The sequence below is a fragment of the Enterobacter sp. V89_11 genome (genome assembly GCF_029967775.1).
GTDB classification, from domain to species: Bacteria; Pseudomonadota; Gammaproteobacteria; order Enterobacterales; family Enterobacteriaceae; genus Enterobacter; species Enterobacter ludwigii.
This window is the reverse complement of record NZ_JASCAN010000023.1, coordinates 74204-94026: the sequence shown is the minus strand read 5'-3', so window position 1 is coordinate 94026 and position 19823 is coordinate 74204. Positions and strand designations below refer to the sequence as shown.

Sequence of the window (19823 nt, the reverse complement as noted above, 5' to 3'; positions counted from 1 at the left end):
CCTGCCAGCCTGTCGGCTTACCGACAGGCCGGATCATAAAGGCTTTTCGCGTGGGTTATGCCTTTTCCGGTTCAGAGGTCATCACCACGGAAACCCCCTTTTCTTTTACCGCGTTAATCCAGGCGCTATCGGTATCGTCTTCAACGACAATCGTGTTCACCAGCGACAGATCGCCAATCACAAAAGATGACGCGGTATTGATTTTTTCGGGGGAAGCCAGCACAACCGTTTCGGCGGCTCTGCCGGAAAATGCGCGTTTGATACTCGCCTCTTCAAAATCACCGGTCGTCAGGCCCGCATCAGGATGGATGCCAGTCACTCCCATAAAGAACAGGTCCGCATGGATTTTTTCGATGCCTTCGATAGCAGCCGCGCCGACCGCAACAATAGAGTGTTTATACAGACGGCCACCGATCAGGATAACCTCAATGGAGGGATGTTCGACAAGTCCCAGCGCAATGCCTGGGCTGTGCGTGACCACGGTTATCTTCAAATCAGGAGGCAGAAACGTAATCAGCTCTGACGTGGTCGTGCCACCGTCAATGATCACCACCTGGCCGTCAGAAATCAGCTGCGCACCTTTACGGGCGACATTTTTCTTGGCATCCATCTTTACCGATTTACGCTCAGCAAACGGGGCAATGGCCGAGGATGACGGCAGCGCCCCGCCGTGAACACGCTGTAAACGCCCTTCTGCCGCCAGCTCGCGTAAATCGCGCCGAATGGTGTCTTCAGACACCGCGAAGAGCGTGCTGAGCGCTTTCGACTGGACCTGACCTTCAGCCTCGAGCTTTTCAAGGATCAATTGTTTTCGCTGCGTTGTGAGCATAAGGAATTCCTGATATTGCACGTTTAATCTTGAAACTGCACGACAATGCTGTTTATGATAATTACTCTACGTAAGGAGGAACAAACGTGCAATCAAAACGTGCAGATGTACGCATCATAGAAAGTGAAACACTGTCTGATAACTGGTACATCCTGAAAAAATTTACCTTTGATCTGCAGCGACGCGATGGCGAATGGCAGCGGCAAAATCGCGAAGTTTACGACCGGGGAAACGGAGCCACCATCCTGCTTTATAACCGGGATAAAAAGACGGTGATCCTGACCCGCCAGTTCCGCTTCCCTGTCTTTATTAACGGGCACGAAGATGACCTTATTGAAGCTGCTGCGGGCTTGCTCGATAACATGGATCCGGAAAGCCGGATTAAAGCAGAAGCGGAAGAAGAGACCGGCTATAGCGTTTCCCGCGTTGAGAAAATTTTTGAAGCTTACATGAGCCCGGGCTCCGTCACTGAAAAACTCTATTTTTATCTCGCCGAATACCAGCCGAAAGACAGAACCAGTGAAGGCGGTGGACTCAAAGCGGAGGGTGAGGATATCGACGTACTGGAAATGACGCTTGAAGAGGCACTGCGCGGCATTGAAACGGGCAGGATTGTCGACGGGAAAACCATCATGCTGCTTTATCATGTTGCCCTGAAAGGCATTCTGTAATTGCCGCAGGACAGACACCTGCCGCAGTGCAGGTGTCTGCGTGTGCTATTCTTGCTGAAGCATGCACAACGGAGATGCAAAGATGGCTGACTGGAACCCTTCCCTGTACCTGCGATACGGAGCCGAACGTACGCGGCCCGCCGCTGAATTGCTCGCCAGAATTCCCCTGGATGACGTGTCATCCATCGTCGATCTGGGCTGCGGGCCTGGAAACAGTACGGCGCTGTTAAAACATCGCTGGCCTTCAGCGCACGTCACAGGGGTCGATAACTCACCTGCGATGCTCGACGAAGCCCGCAGCGCCTTACCGGATTGCCACTTTGTTGAGGCCGATATCCGCCAGTTTAAGCCCGGCCAGCCGCTGAGCCTGATTTACGCCAATGCCTCGTTGCAGTGGGTGCCCGACCACTACGATCTCCTGCCGCACCTGGTCTCTCTGCTCACGTTAAATGGCGTACTGGCCATTCAGATGCCTGACAACTGGCTTGAGCCTACTCATGTGGCGATGCGTGAAGTTGCCTGGGAACAAGGCTATCCCGATCGGGGTCGTGAAGCCTTGCCCGGCGTGCATGCCTATTACGACATTCTGACAGACGCCGGTTGTGAAGTGGATATCTGGCGGACAACCTATTTCCATAAAATGAGCTCACACCAGGCCATCATTGACTGGGTAAGCGCGACCGGTTTACGTCCGTGGCTGCAGGAGCTTAATGAGAGCGAGCAGAAACGTTTTCTCAAGCGCTACCATGAAATGCTGGAAGAGCAGTATCCGCTCCAGGAAAACGGGCAGATACTGCTGGCTTTTCCACGGTTGTTTATCATTGCTCAAAGTCAGCCCTGAGCAACGTTATGAGCGGGCCTCTTTAAGCAGCTGCTGGATAACTTTTTCCTGTTCTTCATAGTTACCTTCGCCAAAAGAGGTATAACGTAACTGCCCTTTGGCATCGAAATAGTAATGTGCCGGCCAGTACTGGTTCCCGAAGGCATTCCAGATCTGGTAGTTATTATCCGTCACGACCCGATACGGCAGTTGCCATTTGTTCACCGCGTTTTTCACCGACGAGAGCGGTTTTTCCCACGGATATTCAGGCGTATGCACGCCGATGACCACCAGACCCTGGGACTGATATCGTGTGGCCCAGTCGCGGACATGCGGGAGCGTATGCTGGCAGTTGATGCAGTCCCAGGTCCAGAAATCAATCAGGACGACTTTACCCCGCAAAGATTCAGACGTGACAGGGTCACCATTAACCCATCCGGTTCCGCCACTTAACGAAGGCAACTGACTGCTGGGTTCGGTCATTGCGACCGGCTGCAGTTTTACTGGCGCAGTGGCGGGCTTCGCCAGGGTTAACAGCGTGGTTTCAAGACGGTCTGCCACCCCATTTGCACCTTTCAGCACCGAGTTCATCCCCGTGGCGTTGAACGCCACAGCCGCTAACATCACCACGCCCGCCCCCTTGCGCAACCTTTCCATCAGCGCTGATTTGGCCCGCAGCGGTGCCATCAGTTTCCGACCACCGGCCATAAGCAGGCCCAGCATAAGCGCACATCCGCTGCCATACGCCGCTAGCAGCGCGCCGGTGGTGATGGCCGAATGACCCGCAATATTGATACTGAAAATAGCCCCGAGGATCGGTCCGGCACAGGGAGACCAGAGCAGACCGACGGCAAGTCCGGCCAGGAAAGCGGAAAACATTCCGCGCGTTTGTCCGCTGCGGGTATTGAGGATATTGCCCGCGCTAACCGCAGGCCCGGCTATGCGCTGGGCGAAGGACGGGAAAATCAAGGCCAGCGCGGCTGTAGCCAGAATAATGAGTGCCAGCCAGCGCCCTATTATCGTGGCATCCGTGATCCATTCGCTGGCAACCGTGACAACCATCGCCACCACGGTAAACATCACGATCATCCCTGCCAGCAGAGCCAGGATATGTCTTCGCTGCCCCTGAAAACCGGCAAACAGAAGAGGTATTACCGGGAGCGTACATGGACTGAGCAGGCTTATCATCCCGCCCAGAAACGCGATTATCAAAAACATAAAAACCTCACATTACAGATGGCCTGCGACGCTGCAGTGAGGGTATTTCATCGTACGGATGTGTTTGGGATGTGTGCAAAACGGGACGATTTGTCTGCTCTCGTATCGGTCACGCAACCGGATACAAAACCGTACAATTAGCGACGCGGCAGCGTTACCGTGACCTTCAGCCCGCCTTCAGGAAGATTTGCCAGCCGCAGTTTCCCGTCAAGCTGCGCGGTCAGCTGCGCGGCAATCGCCAGCCCCAGGCCGGTTCCGCCGGTATCACGGTTACGCGATGTTTCTACCCGATAAAAAGGCTGTAATACCGCGTCGAGTTCAGCCTCGGGTATCCCCGGCCCGCCGTCCAGAATATGGATAGCAATGTGTCCGGCTGAAGAATCATCAATCTCAATAACGGCATAGTCACCAAACTTAAGCGCGTTATCCAGGAGGTTGGTCATCACCCGGCGAAGCGCCTGCGGCCGAGTCACTATCGGCAGGCGGGCGTCGTTTGCCTGAAACTGCACGTTTTTACCAATGTCCTGATAATCACAGGCAATGCTGTTTACCCAGGCATTGAGCTCCAGCTTTAGCGAGGTCTCTTCCAGGGATTCTGATGACCGGGCATAGGCAATCCCCTCCCGCACCAGACGGGTCATGTTATCGAGGTCGTTCAATAACTTGTCGCGTAACTCGGGTTGATCGGCCATCTCGACGCGCAACTTCATGCGCGTGATGGGCGTCTGCAGGTCGTGAGAAATGGATGCCAGGATCTGCGCGCGTTCGCGAAGATAGGATTGAATGCGCGCCTGCATCGCGTTAAAGGCATGCGCGGCTCTTTGCACTTCTACCGGCCCCTTCTCCGTCATTGGTGTGTTTGCCGCCGGGTCCAGCGCGTCAACCGCACGGGTAAACTGTGAGAAAGGTCGAATCACCTGACGCACGGCGATCCAGGCACAGACCGCAAGCAACAGCAGCTGCAATACCAGCACGACAGGTAACCAGCTGGCAACCGGCGGCATGCGTGGTGTCAGATCGATGGTCAACGGTGCGCCATCCCGTAAGGTGAGATGCGCCTGAATATGGGAAATGGGACCGGGAACGGCGGTAAACGTGAGCGGGTAGTCAGCCGTAAGGGTCTCTTTTAGCGTTCGAATGGCATCGCGTGAACGCTTATCCTCAGGCGGTGCGCCCGGTTCTCCAGGCCCAAGAATATAGCGATAGTTGCCACGCTCCAGCCGCGGCAGCCAGGCCGCCCGCTCCTGGGCGGGAAGTCGGTCAAGAATGGCCACGCTAGTGGCTACATCGTTTTCCAGATTACCCAGCATTACGGTGCGGGCGCTGTGCATGCGTTCAACCATCACCAGCGTCAGGCTGAGAGTATTCGCCAGTAAGAGTCCAGCCAGCACGATGACCAACAGCCGGGACAGCAACGAGCGTGGCCAAAGCGTCATTCATTGGCCTCTTTTATGGTCACCGGCATTGTAAAGACATAGCCTTCACTGCGCACGGTCTTGATATAGGCCGGCGTGCGGGCGTCTTCATTCAGACGCTGACGCACCCGGCTCACCAGCAGATCAATCGATCGTTCAAAAAGCTCGGCATCGCGCCCCTGGGTCAGATTTAGCAGTTGATCCCGGGTCAGGACGCGCTGAGGGTGATCGAGGAATACGCGCAGAAGACGATATTCCGCCCCGCTGAGCGCCACCACCATCCCTTCACTGTCGATTAAATGACGGGCCACGGTGTCCAGTTGCCATTCTCCGAACGTGACCAGTCGTCCGGCTTCCGTCACCTGTAAATTGGGGGGCATTGTGCGGAAACGACGTAAAATGGCTTTGATCCGCGCGAGTAACTCGCGTGCAACAAAAGGCTTCACGACATAATCGTCTGCCCCCATCTCCAGCCCCAGGATCCGGTCTGTTTCCTCGTTACGCGCCGTGAGCATCAGAATGGGCAAGTCTTTATGTTTACCGCTTCGGAGCTGACGGCACAGCGTTAATCCGTCATCGCCGGGCATCATGACATCCAGCACCACAAGATCGATATGCTGTTTATCAAGCACAACTCGCATCTCTTTGCCATTTGCCGCGCCAGAGGCGCGATATCCGGACTTAACGAGGTAATCGACAATCAGCTCACGAATATCCCTGTCGTCATCGACGACAAGGATATGATCAATATGCTCCACAGAAATCTCCAGACTGAAGGGTAACGTATTGAAAATAGCACATTTCAGAGTTTATCTGCGTCCACAACTGCGTTGACGAAATCCTGCGGATCTTCCTGCGGAGGATTGTGACCTACGGTTTTGCCAAAGGTACGGTGTTCATACTTACCGGTGAATTTCCCGGCGTAGGCCTGTGGAGCAGGATGCGGCGCCCCGTTGTTTCCACCTTCGATGGTGATCGTCGGGACGGTAATATTCGGAAGCGTTGCCAGTTTTTGCTCATAACTGTCGTATTTGCGCTCCCCTTTTTCCAGCCCTAAACGCCAGCGATAGTTACTGAGCGTCACCGCGACATGGTCCGGGTTATCAAGGGATTTGGCACTGGCGTTAAACGTTGCATCGCTAAATTTCCAGTCAGGTGATGCCTGCGACCAGATCAAACGGGCGAAGTCATGGGTGTTTTTGGCGTAGCCTTCAGCACCACGTTCGGTGGCGAAATAGAACTGATACCACCACTGAACTTCTGCTTTCGGCGGTAAGGGTTGTTTGCCAATCTGCTGGCTGCTGATCAGGTATCCGCTGACGGAGACCAGCGATTTAACGCGTTCTGGCCACAGCGCCGCGACGATGTCCGCCGTACGGGCACCCCAGTCGTATCCTGCAAAAACGGCCTGCTTGATGTTCAGGGCATCCATCAGGTTCACAATGTCTTTCGCCATGGCCGAAGGCTGGCCGTTACGCGGCGTTTTGTCTGAGAGGAAACGGGTAGTTCCGTAGCCACGCAGAGAAGGCACAATCACCCGATATCCTTTGGCAGCCAGCGCGGGAGCGACTTGCGCATAACTATGAATATCGTAGGGCCAGCCGTGTAATAAAATGATCGGTTGACCATTTTTCGGGCCGATGTCGACATAACCGACGTTAAGGTCGCCGGCGTTAATCTGCTGAGGATGATCAAACGCCGTCGTGAAATCAGTACCGGTTGCTTCGGCCTGACAGGACATGACGGTACCAAGAGAAACGGTTAATGCGAGAGTTGAGTATGCGAGTTTGCTGAACATGTTGTTATCTCCGATTGAGTACGATTCACGGGGATATAACAACATCGGTTTGTATAGCGGATATGTGCGAATGGGCCTTTATTGCAAGCCTGTGTATGTATCAGAGGCGTTGATACAATGTGATACAAACACAGGTCATTGCGTCTTAAAGCGAGACGCGATAACGAACGTAATCGTCGGCTTCGCCATATTGGTCGTAGAGTTTACGTGCCGGGTTGTTCTGCCGCGTGACCCAGTAAAGTTTCGACCACCCTTCGCGCTTGCCTTCGTCCATCAGGGCGTCAATGAGCGCTTTTCCGGTCCCTGCTCCCCGTTGGCTGGCTGCAACAAACAGGTCTTCCAGATAACAAACGGGCGCTGTCGACCAGGTTCCTTCGTGCAAAATACACATGGCGAAGCCGATGACGCTGCCGTCGCTTTCCGCAACCCGGCAAAACATCGATGATCGCTCGTCGAGCGCCCTTTGCCATGTCGCGGCGGTCACGGACTCATCGAGGACACAGTCATAAAAATGGGTGTAGCCGTCCCACAGCGGACGCCACTGGGAATAATCTTCTGCGCGTAAAGCTCTTACCGTAACAGCCATATATTCCTCTTATTACAAATCGAAAGCCTTTTAAAAGCAGTTATTGGTAATAAAGAATTCCAGCACACCGAAAAAGAATGTGATAGAGATGAAAATATCAGAAGGTGAACAAAAACATAACGCTTAAACAGGGAGAACCACGGATGACAATACCGACGCTAACGACAGACCGCCTGTTACTCATTCCCCTGGTCGCGGAAGATGCCGCCCAGATACAGCGGCTTTATCCACGCTGGGAAATCGTTCGCTATATGGTCTCCTCAGTGCCCTGGCCCTACCCGGATAACGGCGCGGAGTATTATGTTAATAACGTTGCGCTGCCGGATATGGAAAAAGGCATTGCCTGGTTCTGGAGTATTCGACGTCGCGAGGCACCGGATGAGCTGATGGGGATTATCTGCCTGTACGATGTCGAAGATAACAACCGTGGGTTCTGGCTGGCGCCGGAGTTTCAGGGTAAGGGATACATGCGTGAGGCCAGTATTGCGGCGACGGATTATTGGTTTAACACCCTGAACAAGCCGGTGTTGCGTGCGCCAAAAGCGGCTGCTAACAGCCGCTCACGTCGTATTTCAGACAGTAGCGGCATGCGGCTTATCAGGACAGAAAAGAAAGCGTACGTCAGCGGCATGCTGGATTCCGAACTGTGGGAAATCACCCGTGACGAATGGAATGCCCGTCAGGTCAGTTGATAATACTTATCCGGTAACAGTCTTTCGGGGATCTCTTCTTCATCGTTCATCTGCAACAGGTCACGTTCCATCATGTTGCAGATGGCGTCCAGCGGCAGGTCGTTATCTTCGGTACCAAACGGGTCTTCCAGTTCTTCCGCCAGCGTATCCAGCGAGATAAAGGTGTAAGAAATCAGCGCCGACACAAAAGGCGTCATGTAGTGCAGATCGACGACCAGCGCGAACGGCAGCATGATGCAGAACAGATACACCGTACGATGAAGGATCAGCGTGTAAGCAAACGGTACGGGTGTCGTCAAAATACGCTCGCAACCCGACAGGACGATGGACATGTCGTTCAGCCGGTTGTTGAGACTGTGGAACAGGATATCTGAGAGCTCGCCATTGCGGCGCCTGACGGCAAGCCACTCCCCCATGATCAGTAAAATACGGTTCGCCGGCGAGTTGGCGTTCATCACCTTGCGTAAATCATCTTCCGGAAGATAACGGGAAAGTTGTTCGGCGTTCGTTTCCCGGCGAAGGGTCATGCGCAAACAGTTGGCAAAGGCAATCTGCAGTCGAACAAACTCGCCGAGATGTTTATCGTCCGGCAGGGTGTTTTTTACCTCGCGAAACAGAGAGCGTGCCGCTATCATCAGTTGCCCCCAAAGCTGGCGCGCCTCAACGTAGCGGGAATAGCAGGCGTTGTTTCGGAAACCGAGAAAGATAGCGATCGCCACACCGAGAATGCTAAATGGCGCAACGGTAAATTTGATGCCAAGGGACGTGTACCACGGCAGCATCAGGATCACGGCGATAGAAAGCAAAAAGTTGAGTAGCAAGCGGGTATAAATTTTTGGCAGTACCGAGCCATGCCAGACAAAGATGAGTTGTAACCAGTGCTGTTTAGGACGAACAATCATAGTGAGTTTCAGGAAAGAAAAAGAGCGTGGCTATTAAACGTGATCCCCCTCACGGTTGCAAGCATGTTAATAAAACATTGAATTTTCTGACCTGCCTAGCCTAAACCGCACGGTGTCAGAGGTGTTTTTTAAAAACAGAGCAAATAGTATGTTGTAACTAATAAAATCCCCATTAAAACCCGGCCGAAGCCGGGCAACGGTGTTAGCAGAGCGGTTTAACCGCCGCACGCATTCCTTGAAGCAGAATAGCATCCAGATCCCGCGTAACCTGCTCAACCAGGCCGTTAACCTGCGTAAGATCTTGCTCCCAGTGTTCGCTCACGCTCAGTACCGATTTTACCAGTTGGCGGGTAGTGATCTGGCGATCGTGATGCTGTGTCCACAGCTGCTGGAAACGCGCCAGCCAGTGCGCGTCGTCCTGTACCGGGTAACTTTCCCCGTTACGCTCCCCGCGATAAAACGCAATCAGTGCCGCTAAAGCAAACGTCAGTCGCGCAGGCAATGACCCGGTTGCTTTCTGCCCTGCCAGCAGCTGCGGCAGAATGCGGGTGCGGAACTTGGTCATCCCGTTGAGGGCAATCGACAGCAGCTGATGCCGGATGTAAGGGTTACGGAAACGACCCGTTACCGCACTGGCGAACGATTCCAGCTCATCACGCGGCAAATCCAGTACCGGAATAATTTCCTCATAGATAGCTTTTTCGACAAAAGCGCACACGTCAGCATCGTTCATCGCCTCGCCTACCGTGTCCAGCCCGGCCTGGAAGGCTACCGGTACCAGCGCCGTGTGCGCACCGTTCAGAATGGCGACTTTACGCTCTTTGTAGGGCCGGATGTCATCCACGATCAATACGTTGAGCGGGAACTTATCAAGACGCAGTTCGCTGGCAAGGGAGTCAGGGCCCTGAATCACAAACAGATAGAAGTGTTCGGCGGTATCCAGGAACCCATCCTGATAACCCAGTTCAGCCTGCAGGGCGGCCACTTCGTCACGCGGGTAACCCGTTACAATGCGGTCAACCAGGGTCGAGCAGAAGCAGTTGGCATCGTTCAACCATTCAGTAAAGGCCGTCGGCAGCGCCCAATCCTGCGCGTAGCGCAGCACCAGTTCCCGCAGCGCATCCCCGTTGTAGTCAATCAGTTCACACGGAATGATGACCCAGCCTTTGTCTGGCGCACCGTTAAAATGACTGAAACGCTCGAAGAGCAATCGCGTCAGTTTCGCCGGGTAGCTGATGGCAGGCGCATCTTCAAAGGTGTCGCCCGCGTGATAACCGATCCCGGCTTCCGTGGTATTCGAGAACACAAAGCGCATCTCCGGGTTATGAGCCAGCCTGAGGAACGCATCGTATTCATTATAAACGTTGATTTCGCGGTTAACGGAACGGATAAGACGCGCATCGCTCACCGCGTCGCCCTTCTCGTTCAGGCCGCGAATGATCGTGGTATACAGACCATCCTGCGTATTCAGCGACGGCGGAAAATCACTTTGAATGGGACGAACGACCACCACACCGGCGTTGAGATCGGTATGTTCGTTTAACAGGTCGATTTGCCAGTCGATAAACGCCCGCAGGAAATTGCCTTCACCAAACTGAATGATACGTTCCGGATAGTGTGGACCGGGAAAATCATGACGGTTAAGTGTGTTCACAATGGGTTCCTTTTATAATTAGTCATACAGCCTGATAAGATTGGTACGATAACTTATCAAAACTTTACGACCGGGAACCCTGTTTTGATCAATTCATGATGGAGTTGTGAAAAATAATTATAAGAACTTATAGAACACGGAGGTGGCGGTCATCTCGCCATCCGGCATCAATGCATAGCGCGGGATCTCCCCCACTTTTTGCCAGCCAGCACGCTGGTAGAACGTCTCGGCACCGCTGCCGGTGGACGTATCCAGTACCAGGACCGAAATACCTCTGGCTCTGGCCTGTACTTCAAGTTCTTCCATCAGGGCCATTGCCGCCCCTTTACGGCGCGCTTTTTCATGGACCAGCAGTTTTGCCACATCCGCGCGATGCGGCTGATTCTCCGGCTGATCGGTGATCAACTGTACCGTGCCGATAACACCGTCCTGCGGATCGATACTGGCCAGCACAAGACGTTCATTGCGTCCCACGCTCTCAGCAATACCGCGCCAGAAAGCACGTGCTTTTTCCGGGCTAAAGGGCAACATAAAACTGACGGATGCGCCGCCGTTAACGCAGTTTTCGAGGATCGCGGACAACGCATCGAGGTGGGTGAGGATCTCTTCCCGGGTGAGGTTTTTGATGTGCAGTGAGGTATTCATTGTTTTTCCTTAAGTTGAATACCGTCACTGTGCAATTAACATCTTATTAACGCAAACGGATCGATCATAGGCTTTTGTTATGTCATCTTTCGCGATGGCGCTGCTGCTTCATGGCATACATCTTTTCATCGGCCTCTTTTAGCCACTGTTGGAGGTCATGACCATTGTGGTCGAATTCACTGAGGCCCCACGAGAACAGAAGCGACCACGGATGCAGTTTGCGGGCATTATAATTTTCGACCTGCTCGGCCAGATACTGCATCGCAATCCAGGCCCCCTGCTCATCCGTATCGGCGAACAGCACGGCAAACTCATCCCCGCCAAAGCGAACCAGCAGATCCGCCTCACGGAAGGAGGAACGCATCAGTTGCGCCATCACGTTCAGCGCCTTATCCCCTTCCTCGTGACCGTAGCGATCGTTTATCTCCTTAAAACGATCCAGATCTAGCCAGCCGAGGGTTAACGGCTCTGCACGGCGTCGGGCGACGGACAGGGTAAACCGGACGAGCTGATTAAAGCCCCGACGGTTGAATAAGCCCGTCAGTTCATCGGTAGTCGCCGCACTGACGGCGGCAAATTCATCTTCTGCCAGCGCGCCCAGGTCTCCCAGCACGGCAAGATCGGCCGCCGTAAACTCGCGCGGAGAATAATCAATCAGGCAAAGCGATCCGACACTCGCGCCGTCGCGCAGACGCAGCGGGAAACCAGCGTAGAAACGAACGCCGGGCTCACCGGCCACCAGCGGATTATCGGCAAAGCGGTCATCCTGACGCATGTCCCCCACCACCAGCGGCGCTTCGCTGAGGATCGTATGGCCACAAAATGAGATATTGCGCGGGACCGAGTCCGGTGCCTGGCCATCCGCTGACTTCACGATCAGCGAATGCTCATCGATAAGATTGACCATCGCCAGCGGCACCTGGAAAAAGCGTTTTGCCAGACGCGTCAGGCGATCAAAGGCCGGCGAACTGTCGATTTCAAGCAGGCCTGATTCGCGCAGCGAGTTCAGACGTTCCGTTTCGTTTTCAGGGGTTGCAGGTGTTTTCATAACGTCTCCTGACGCAAGCTTTACTAAAAGCGTAGCTTAAACAGAGACATTGTCAGTGTACGAATATCCTGTTCAGACGCTATTTGTTAACGTCACTGGCTCATGACGACTAATGCAGTGATGTTTCGCTGCCGGAGGTTGCAGTAACCTGCTCATCCGACAGCCGGGCGCTGGTCCGATTTCGCCCCGCTTTCTTTGAACGATAGAGATGATCGTCCGCTTCAGCCATCAGCTTATTAAAGACCTCCGTCAACTGCCATGATTCAGATTTACCGCTGCCCAGGCCAATGCTGACGGTCAGATACAGCGTCTGCTGGCGCCAGATAAACGGATGATGTGCGACGGTGGTTCGGATGCGTTCAGCCAGTTCAAAACCGTGCTGCGCATCCCCGGAGTTCACGACCACCGCGAACTCTTCTCCGCCCATTCGCGCTACCATACCGTCCTCACCGACAACCTGCTGAACCTGCCGGGCAAAGGCCGCCAGTACGCGGTCACCGCACTCGTGACCGTAGTTATCATTGATGCTTTTGAAGTAATCGATATCCAGCAGCATGACGGTTAAAAAACGCGAATGCCGGTGCGCCTCTTCTTGCTTTAACGCTTCATAAAGCCCGGATCGGGAATAGACATGCGTCAGAAAATCATAATCTGCCCGCAGTGACACCTGACGAATCAGTGAATTAATGGCCGCCACGCTGACGGAGACCATCACCGGACAAATAGCCATGGTGGCAATGCCCAGCCGGGCTGAGAACATCATCGGGGTCGAAAGCGGTGTCGCAACGGCAATATTGATAATGGAGTTGGCAACCAGAATGATCTCAACGGCACCCGTGAGAAACGTCAGTAAACAGGTGACGGGCAGCGGGTAGCGTACCGCACACCAGATAAGCGCCGGCAGCGGAAAACAGAGGCTCCCCGCGCCGCCAATCATCACCGACGCGACCACCGAGACTATCAACGCCATAACCGGGAACAGCTGCTCCAGGCGTAGCTGAATATCACGCACGGGCAGGCTAATCGTCAGCATACACGGCACAATCAGCACCCCCGTTGAAAACTGCTCGCTAAACCAGTCGGCAAACAGCGGCCAGAAGGTGTGACTGTCGATACCGACCGACCCCACCGCGCCAAGCAAGGCACACAGCAGCGCGGCAATCAGGCAGTAGTTAAACAGACGCAGCGCATTAAGCGGATCGGGGGTTTTCATCAGCCGTTTATCACGCAGAACCAGTATGGCGACCACGACGATAAAAATCATATTCGACAGGTTAATCACCAGCGAGGCCATTCCCCAGCTGGTGGTGACCGCGTCGTACATCAGCATGGCAACATACGCGACCGCGTAGTTATGCAGACGATTCAGATAAGCATAACGGGCGAATACTCCCGCCATAACGCCATTCAGTGGCCAGAACAGCGACAACGCTTCAACCAGACGCAATTCAGCACCCACAAAATAGAATAAGGTGGTGAGAATAAAGATCCACGACGCATTACGCAGCGGAGTATCGGGTTGAAAAAACCTGAAGGCAGAGAGAGCAGAACGCATTAAATATCATTCCGTATAATAACTTATGGCGATTATGTCGATCGTCAGCAGGATCTGAACTAACTTAACCTGCATCTATAACACAAATACAACAGGATCATAACTCGTCAAATTTAGGCGTTCATCTGCAGCACCAGCCAGTGGTGGATCACGCTGACAATATAATGCTGTTGCTGCGCGCTGAGCTGAACACCCTGCGGAATGTTATGCCACTTTGCCAGACAGCCACGACAACAGGTGGCGGTGGCATGCTGAGCGATAAACACCGGATGACCGCGCATGGGCGTCTGTTTCCCGTCATTGGTGGGATGGGCCGGTGCAAGGCGCCGGGCAATAAAATCGGCGGCGTGCTGGTCAATGGTTTCGGCACCTTTGTCCCAGCAGTACTGCCGTTCCTTCGTACCTAAGCGAAAGCGCGAACGAAAAGGCGATCGCGCCAGGCGGACAAAAAGCGGATCCATGGTCGACATCAGTATACGGAACGTCCCAGACGTTGGGTCAGTTTCTCCAGAACTGCCACACCGGCAAGTGAATTTCCCGTTTCATCCAGCTCCGGGCTCCAGACGGCAATCGCCATTTCGTGAGGCACGATTGCCACCACCCCGCCGCCGACACCCGATTTAGCCGGAAGACCGACGCGCCAGGCAAACTCTCCGGCGTTCTGATACATCCCGCTGGTCGCCATCAGGGCATTCACCTGACGCGCCTGCATGGGCGAGACAACATCTTGTGCGAGGTGCGGCGCATGCCCCTGATGGGCGAGGAACAAGAATGTCTGTGCCAGTTCAACACAGCTCATTTCCAGCGCGCAGTAATGGAAATAGTTTTGCAGCACGGTGGCGACATCGTTATGGAAGTTACCAAACGATTTCATGAGCCAGGCGATAGCCGCGTTACGGGCAGAGTGTTCAAACTCCGAGCGCGCCACCACCGCATTGTAGGCAATATCCGCGACGCCCGAGAGCTGGCGGACAATTTCAAGCATACGCTGGCGAGGGGCGCTGAGACGGCTTTGCAGCATATCGCAAACCACCAGCGCACCGGCATTGATAAACGGGTTACGCGGTTTACCCTGTTCAATTTCGAGCTGAAGCAGTGAGTTGAAAGGCTGCCCGGACGGATCTTTCCCCACGCGATGCCAGATTTCGTCTTCCTCATACTGGCGCATGGCCGCAACCAGACTGAGTACTTTTGAAATGGACTGAATTGAAAAACGCTCGGTGGCGTCACCGGCCTGGTAACGCTGCCCGTCTACCGTACAAATGGCAATACCCAGCTTGTTCCCGCTGACCGAGGCAAGGGCCGGAATATAGTCGGCAACCTTCCCTTTTCCAATTAACGGACGAACCTGCGACAGAATCTCGTCCAACATCTCATTATGGATGACCGCAGCCACACTTTGCTCCTTGCCCTCAGGCTAAAACGGGCTGCGAGTATAACAGAGGCTTATATGTTGCGTCAGGCGCTAAGACGAAAACGCGAAACCGCCTGCAATAAAAGATCGGATTGCTTATGCAGCCGTTCAGAGGCATCCGACGCGTCAGACACCAGCATGTCGGTCTGACGGGAAACCTGATTCAACGCCTGAAGCTGCCGCGTCATCTGATGAATGCTCTCCCCCTGGCTCAGGGTCGCGACCGAGATCTCATTCAGCAGACTGCTTAAATTAGCCACCAGCCCGATCACCTGCTGCAGATTATCTTCCAGCAGGTTAACGGCCCGGGAACCGTCTTCGATGCCCTGCAAAGAGTGATTGATCAGCGCCTGAATAGTCTGCGTCGAGTGGCTGCTCTTTCTGGCCAGCAGCCCCACTTCCCGGGCGACAACGGCGAACCCGCGCCCGTGGTTCCCCGCATGGGCGGCCTCGATGGCCGCATTCAGTGCCAGAATGTTGGTCTGAAACGCCACGCTGTCGATCATCGCCACGATCCCGCGCATCTCTGACGATCGGTCAACGATCGCCTGCATGGAGGCATTGACGGTTGTCATCATCCGATCGCCACCCGCGGCTACCTGGCGCGCCTCGTCCGCCCGTGAGCTGGCGAGTTTTGCATAACCTGTATTCCCTTCCACGTGGTTTTCCAGCGCGGCAATGTGTGTCGTCACATCCTCAAGCTCTTTCGCCTGACGAGCCGACTGCAGATACAGCTTCTGGTTGCCCTGCGCCAGCGAGCCTATATTTTCGACCATTGCGTGGGTGGCATTGCTGACCTGGGTCACCAGTTCCTGCAGTCCGTGCTGCAGGGTGGAAACACTGTCGCTCAACTGTCCGATCTCCTTGTTAAAGCGCAGTACGCCCGGCGGTGTACCGGACAGGTCTCCTGCCGCCAGCTGGTTAATGTGAGCAATCAACCGACGCAGCGGCGTAATGACCCAGCGGGACATGCCGAACCACACCAGAATGGCGATGGCAAGTAGCAGAACCGGCGCTATCAGAAAAAGCGTTTGCAGGCCAGAGAGTTGCGCCATCAGGCTCTGGCGGCCCTGCATCGCCTGCTTCTCACTGGCCTGCTGATAGCGGGCATAGTTTTCGTTGAAGTCAGTCTGGAAAGCCTGGGCAGGTACGGCAAAAAAGGCGTCGATCGTGTTGGTCTTGATGAGCCCTTCCGCCTGCTCCTTGATGGCACCGTAGAAAAGCTGGTAGCTGGTGATCAGGGCATCATCTTTTGGCGGATTGAGCGCCAGCCAGGCGTTCCAGGCCTGCTGAGAAACCGTCAGCGACGCCTGAGCTTCGTCCATCAGGCTGTGCCAGCTTCCTTCAGAGCCGGTCTCTTTATCCTGCATAAACCAGACGCCGGAGCGGTTAAGCAGATCGCTTGCTGCCAGCAGAGACACGCGGGCCAGATCCAGTTTGCTCTGTTGCTGGTACGCCAGCAGATTTTGCTGCTCGTTGCGCTGAGCGTCTTTCAGGGAAGCATTAAGCAAAAATGAAGAGGAGAGTTGCAGTGCGGAGAAAAGACCAATAATACAGAAAATACCGGTCAGCAGGCCAAACTGACGAGGGATGAGGCGCTGCGCAATACGGCGAAAAATTTGCGTTAGGTTCATAATTTTCTTCAGTAACAAGACGTTAGACGCGTGCGAGTCTACGAAACGAAAATGACAGAACCATTGCAGGAAAATGACAACGGCCTTCGTGCTGAAGGCCGTTATCGGAGAGCGAACTAGACTCTGTTCTTCCATACCGTCTGCACGTTACAGAACTCGTGCAGACCGAAGTGGGAAAGCTCACGACCAAAACCGCTCTTCTTCACGCCGCCAAAGGCCACGCGCGCATCGCTGGCGCTGAAACCATTGATGAACACCCCACCGCACTCCAGCTCACGGGAAAATTTCTCCGCCAGCGTATCGTTCGCGGTAAAGACGGTTGCGGACAGACCAAAGTCGCTGTCGTTAGCCAGCTGCAGCGCGTGCTCCGCGTCTTTCGCAACGCTAACCGCCGCAACCGGACCAAACAACTCCTGACGAAATGCCGTCATGCTGGCAGTGACATTCCCCAGCACGGTCGGTGCATAGTAGTTACCTTCACCGGCGACTTTCTCCCCGCCAAGCAGCAGCGTGGCGCCTTCGGCCAGCGTGGCCTGCACCTGCTGATGCAGTTCATCACGCAGGTCAAATCGCGCCATCGGGCCAATAAAGTTTTCTTCGCTATCCGGCGTCCCCATCTTCAGGGCTGCCGTCGCCTCGACAAAACGCTGGGTGAAAGCATCAGCGATGCCCTCTTCCACAATAAAGCGCTTAGCGGCGGCGCAAACCTGTCCGGTATTCTGATAGCGTCCGGCCACGGCTGCTTTCACCGCCAGATCCAAATCAGCATCATTGAGCACAATAAACGGATCTGAACCGCCCAGCTCCAGGACGCATTTCTTGAGTGCTGCCCCCGCCTGCGCACCGATCGCCGCCCCCGCGCGCACGCTGCCGGTTACGGTTACGGCAGCAATACGACGGTCGTTGATCGCCTGGCTCACGCCCTCATTCGTGGCATTCACCCAGCCAAAGACACCCTGCGGAAAACCGGCGTCAGCAAATACCTGCGCAATAAGGTCGGCCGAGCCGAGTACGTTTGGCGCATGCTTGAGTAGATAGCTGTTCCCGGCCAGCAGGATGGGTACCGCGCCACGCAGTACCTGCCAGAGCGGGAAGTTCCACGGCATGACGGCAAGAACAGGTCCCAGCGGCCGGTATTCAATCACCGCGTTCTGGTTTTCTACCAGGGTCGGTTCAGGCTGCAGCATTGCCGGGCCGTGTTCCGCATACCAGTCGCAGAGGCTGGCGGATTTTGCCACTTCAGCACGCGCCTGCAAAATGGGTTTGCCCATCTCACGGGAGATCATTCGGGCCATCTCGTCTGCACGGTTTCGCAGCGCGCTGGCGAGATCGCGCAGCTTTTGCGCCCGGTCTGAAACGCTTACGCGTCTCCACTGACGAAAACCGGCATCAGCCTGCGCAATTGCGCGTTCAACGTCGTCGGTGCTCGCCCACGGATACGCCGCGAGCGTCTCACCGGTGGCTGGGTTAACAGAGAGGGCATGTGTAGCAGAGGAATAAGTCATGATGGTCTCCACGTAATAACGGTTGATTCATTGTGGCGCACTCTGCTATTTCTTAAAAATGAATAATACTAACCACCTTGTTCACGAATCGAGAATGGTATGGACTTAACTCAGCTTGAAATGTTTAACGCCGTGGCGCTCACCGGCAGCATCACCCAGGCGGCGCAAAAGGTGCATCGCGTTCCGTCGAACCTGACCACCCGCATCCGCCAGCTGGAGGCCGATCTTGGCGTGGAGCTGTTTATTCGTGAGAACCAGCGTTTACGTTTATCCCCCTCCGGGCATAACTTCCTGCGCTACAGCAAGCAGATCCTGGCGCTGGTCGATGAGGCACGAATGGTCGTCGCCGGTGATGAACCGCAGGGATTGTTTGCGCTTGGTGCGCTGGAGAGTACCGCCGCCGTGCGTATTCCGGAAAGCCTGGCGCAGTTTAATCAGCGCTATCCACGTATCCAGTTTGCCCTTTCTACCGGGCCGTCCGGCACAATGATTGACGGCGTACTGGAGGGAACCTTAAGCGCCGCGTTTGTCGATGGCCCCCTTTCGCATCCGGAACTGGAAGGCATGCCGGTTTACCGGGAAGAGATGATGCTGGTCACGCCCGCCGGGCATGCAGAAGTGGCACGCGCCACGCAGGTAAGCGGCAGTGACGTCTACGCCTTTCGCGCAAACTGTTCGTATCGCCGACATCTGGAAAGCTGGTTTCACGCCGACAGAGCCACGCCCGGGCGTATTCATGAGATGGAGTCTTATCACGGCATGCTCGCCTGCGTCATCGCGGGCGCCGGTATCGCGCTGATGCCTCGTTCGATGCTGGAAAGTATGCCAGGCCACCATCAGGTGGAAGCCTGGCCGCTGGCAGAAAACTGGCGCTGGCTCACCACCTGGCTGGTCTGGCGCCGCGGGGCTATGACCCGCCCGCTGGAGGCTTTTATAGCGCTGCTAAACGAACGTCAACCACCAGTGCCTTCTCCATAAACAGGCTCAGCGGGTCATCAACATACGGCGGAAACGCCGGACGTTGCTCATAGCCGCACTGCTCATACAGACGGACGGCGGCATGTTGCCGGATGCCCGTCTCCAGGCGAAGCGTGTGGCAGTGACGGCTCAGGGCTTCATCTTCCAGCGCCGCCAGCAGCATCTCGCCGAGATGTTGCCCGCGATGAGCCGGATCGATATACACCCGTTTCATTTCACCGGTCCCGTCGCCGTTGAGCACCACGGCACCACACCCGACGGCATGAAGCTGCCGGTCCCGAATAATCATCAGGATCAGCGAGGCTGTCGGCAGTTCGGTCAGATCGAGCAGGTGGTTACTTTCAGCGGGATAGAGTTCGCTCTGATAGCGGTCAAGCGCGGCAATCAGATGCAAAATATCAGGGTGATGTGCAGATTCAGCGGTAATGGAATACATGGCGGGCTCCTTGTTGTTTTTAT

Annotated in this window: 20 protein-coding genes; 4 read left to right on the top strand and 16 right to left on the bottom strand. The window is 55.0% G+C overall.

The window, feature by feature from the left end; genetic code table 11:
• Nucleotides 1-55: 55 nt before the first annotated feature.
• Nucleotides 56-829 (bottom strand): DeoR/GlpR family DNA-binding transcription regulator, encoded by a 774-nt coding sequence (locus QLG09_RS16605; RefSeq protein ID WP_020884137.1) that lies wholly within the window; start codon nucleotides 827-829, stop codon nucleotides 56-58.
• A gap of 86 nt (nucleotides 830-915) precedes the next feature.
• Between QLG09_RS16605 and QLG09_RS16600 the strand changes: the two genes are divergently transcribed.
• The gene (locus tag QLG09_RS16600) at nucleotides 916-1500 is read left to right on the top strand and encodes an NUDIX domain-containing protein (RefSeq protein ID WP_014170069.1); all 585 of its coding nucleotides are present in this window, start codon (nucleotides 916-918) and stop codon (nucleotides 1498-1500) included.
• An 82-nt stretch (nucleotides 1501-1582) separates the two neighbouring features.
• Nucleotides 1583-2341 (top strand): trans-aconitate 2-methyltransferase, encoded by a 759-nt coding sequence (tam, locus tag QLG09_RS16595; RefSeq protein ID WP_282489104.1) that lies wholly within the window; start codon nucleotides 1583-1585, stop codon nucleotides 2339-2341.
• A 6-nt stretch (nucleotides 2342-2347) separates the two neighbouring features.
• On the opposite strand, the gene QLG09_RS16590 is transcribed toward tam, so the two are convergent.
• The 5 genes from QLG09_RS16590 to QLG09_RS16570 all read right to left on the bottom strand — a co-directional run bounded on the left by QLG09_RS16590 (nucleotide 2348) and on the right by QLG09_RS16570 (nucleotide 7337).
• A complete protein-coding gene (locus QLG09_RS16590) occupies nucleotides 2348-3538 on the bottom strand; it encodes a cytochrome c biogenesis protein/redoxin (protein WP_063435114.1) in 1191 nt (396 codons plus the stop codon).
• A 137-nt stretch (nucleotides 3539-3675) separates the two neighbouring features.
• Nucleotides 3676-4974: an ATP-binding protein gene (locus QLG09_RS16585; RefSeq protein ID WP_049022781.1), complete on the bottom strand. Its 1299-nt coding sequence runs from the start codon at nucleotides 4972-4974 to the stop codon at nucleotides 3676-3678.
• The gene (locus QLG09_RS16580; protein WP_025204193.1) at nucleotides 4971-5711 is read right to left on the bottom strand and encodes a response regulator; all 741 of its coding nucleotides are present in this window, start codon (nucleotides 5709-5711) and stop codon (nucleotides 4971-4973) included. The genes QLG09_RS16585 and QLG09_RS16580 overlap by 4 nt, the downstream gene beginning before the upstream one ends.
• Nucleotides 5712-5755: 44 nt before the next feature.
• Nucleotides 5756-6751, bottom strand: a complete 996-nt coding sequence (locus QLG09_RS16575) for an alpha/beta hydrolase (RefSeq protein WP_282489103.1) — start codon at nucleotides 6749-6751, stop codon at nucleotides 5756-5758.
• A gap of 145 nt (nucleotides 6752-6896) precedes the next feature.
• Nucleotides 6897-7337, bottom strand: a complete 441-nt coding sequence (locus QLG09_RS16570) for a GNAT family N-acetyltransferase (RefSeq protein WP_047356495.1) — start codon at nucleotides 7335-7337, stop codon at nucleotides 6897-6899.
• A 143-nt stretch (nucleotides 7338-7480) separates the two neighbouring features.
• On the opposite strand from QLG09_RS16570, the gene QLG09_RS16565 reads away from it, so the two are divergent.
• Entirely contained in the window at nucleotides 7481-8029 is a 549-nt protein-coding gene (locus tag QLG09_RS16565) for a GNAT family N-acetyltransferase (RefSeq protein WP_282489102.1), read from the top strand.
• On the opposite strand, the gene QLG09_RS16560 is transcribed toward QLG09_RS16565, so the two are convergent.
• The 9 genes from QLG09_RS16560 to sad all read right to left on the bottom strand — a co-directional run bounded on the left by QLG09_RS16560 (nucleotide 8017) and on the right by sad (nucleotide 18386).
• Nucleotides 8017-8931: a bestrophin family protein gene (locus QLG09_RS16560; protein WP_014170060.1), complete on the bottom strand. Its 915-nt coding sequence runs from the start codon at nucleotides 8929-8931 to the stop codon at nucleotides 8017-8019. The genes QLG09_RS16565 and QLG09_RS16560 overlap by 13 nt on opposite strands.
• A gap of 202 nt (nucleotides 8932-9133) precedes the next feature.
• Nucleotides 9134-10585 (bottom strand): tagaturonate reductase, encoded by a 1452-nt coding sequence (locus QLG09_RS16555; RefSeq protein ID WP_282489101.1) that lies wholly within the window; start codon nucleotides 10583-10585, stop codon nucleotides 9134-9136.
• Nucleotides 10586-10702: 117 nt separating this feature from the next.
• Nucleotides 10703-11230, bottom strand: a complete 528-nt coding sequence (locus tag QLG09_RS16550; RefSeq protein ID WP_032678147.1) for a GNAT family N-acetyltransferase — start codon at nucleotides 11228-11230, stop codon at nucleotides 10703-10705.
• Between the two features lie 82 nt (nucleotides 11231-11312).
• Nucleotides 11313-12278 (bottom strand): sensor domain-containing diguanylate cyclase, encoded by a 966-nt coding sequence (locus QLG09_RS16545; protein WP_014170057.1) that lies wholly within the window; start codon nucleotides 12276-12278, stop codon nucleotides 11313-11315.
• A gap of 109 nt (nucleotides 12279-12387) precedes the next feature.
• Nucleotides 12388-13833, bottom strand: a complete 1446-nt coding sequence (locus QLG09_RS16540; RefSeq protein ID WP_282489098.1) for a sensor domain-containing diguanylate cyclase — start codon at nucleotides 13831-13833, stop codon at nucleotides 12388-12390.
• A 113-nt stretch (nucleotides 13834-13946) separates the two neighbouring features.
• Nucleotides 13947-14303 carry a DUF4186 domain-containing protein gene (locus QLG09_RS16535; protein ID WP_282489097.1) on the bottom strand — a complete coding sequence of 119 codons (357 nt, stop codon included), beginning with the start codon at nucleotides 14301-14303 and terminating at the stop codon, nucleotides 13947-13949.
• A complete protein-coding gene (gene glsB, locus QLG09_RS16530; protein ID WP_025204200.1) occupies nucleotides 14303-15229 on the bottom strand; it encodes a glutaminase B in 927 nt (308 codons plus the stop codon). The genes QLG09_RS16535 and glsB overlap by 1 nt, the downstream gene beginning before the upstream one ends.
• A 62-nt stretch (nucleotides 15230-15291) precedes the next feature.
• Nucleotides 15292-16881, bottom strand: coding sequence for a methyl-accepting chemotaxis protein (locus QLG09_RS16525; RefSeq protein WP_040017476.1), 1590 nt, complete (start codon nucleotides 16879-16881; stop codon nucleotides 15292-15294).
• Nucleotides 16882-16997: 116 nt separating this feature from the next.
• Nucleotides 16998-18386 (bottom strand): succinate-semialdehyde dehydrogenase, encoded by a 1389-nt coding sequence (gene sad, locus QLG09_RS16520; RefSeq protein WP_041162600.1) that lies wholly within the window; start codon nucleotides 18384-18386, stop codon nucleotides 16998-17000.
• A 99-nt stretch (nucleotides 18387-18485) separates the two neighbouring features.
• Between sad and QLG09_RS16515 the strand changes: the two genes are divergently transcribed.
• Complete coding sequence (locus QLG09_RS16515) at nucleotides 18486-19364, top strand: LysR family transcriptional regulator (RefSeq protein ID WP_078774042.1); 879 nt, start codon at nucleotides 18486-18488, stop codon at nucleotides 19362-19364.
• Here QLG09_RS16515 and QLG09_RS16510 read toward each other — a convergent pair.
• Nucleotides 19318-19800: a GNAT family N-acetyltransferase gene (locus tag QLG09_RS16510; RefSeq protein ID WP_014170050.1), complete on the bottom strand. Its 483-nt coding sequence runs from the start codon at nucleotides 19798-19800 to the stop codon at nucleotides 19318-19320. The genes QLG09_RS16515 and QLG09_RS16510 overlap by 47 nt on opposite strands.
• Nucleotides 19801-19823: the final 23 nt, after the last annotated feature.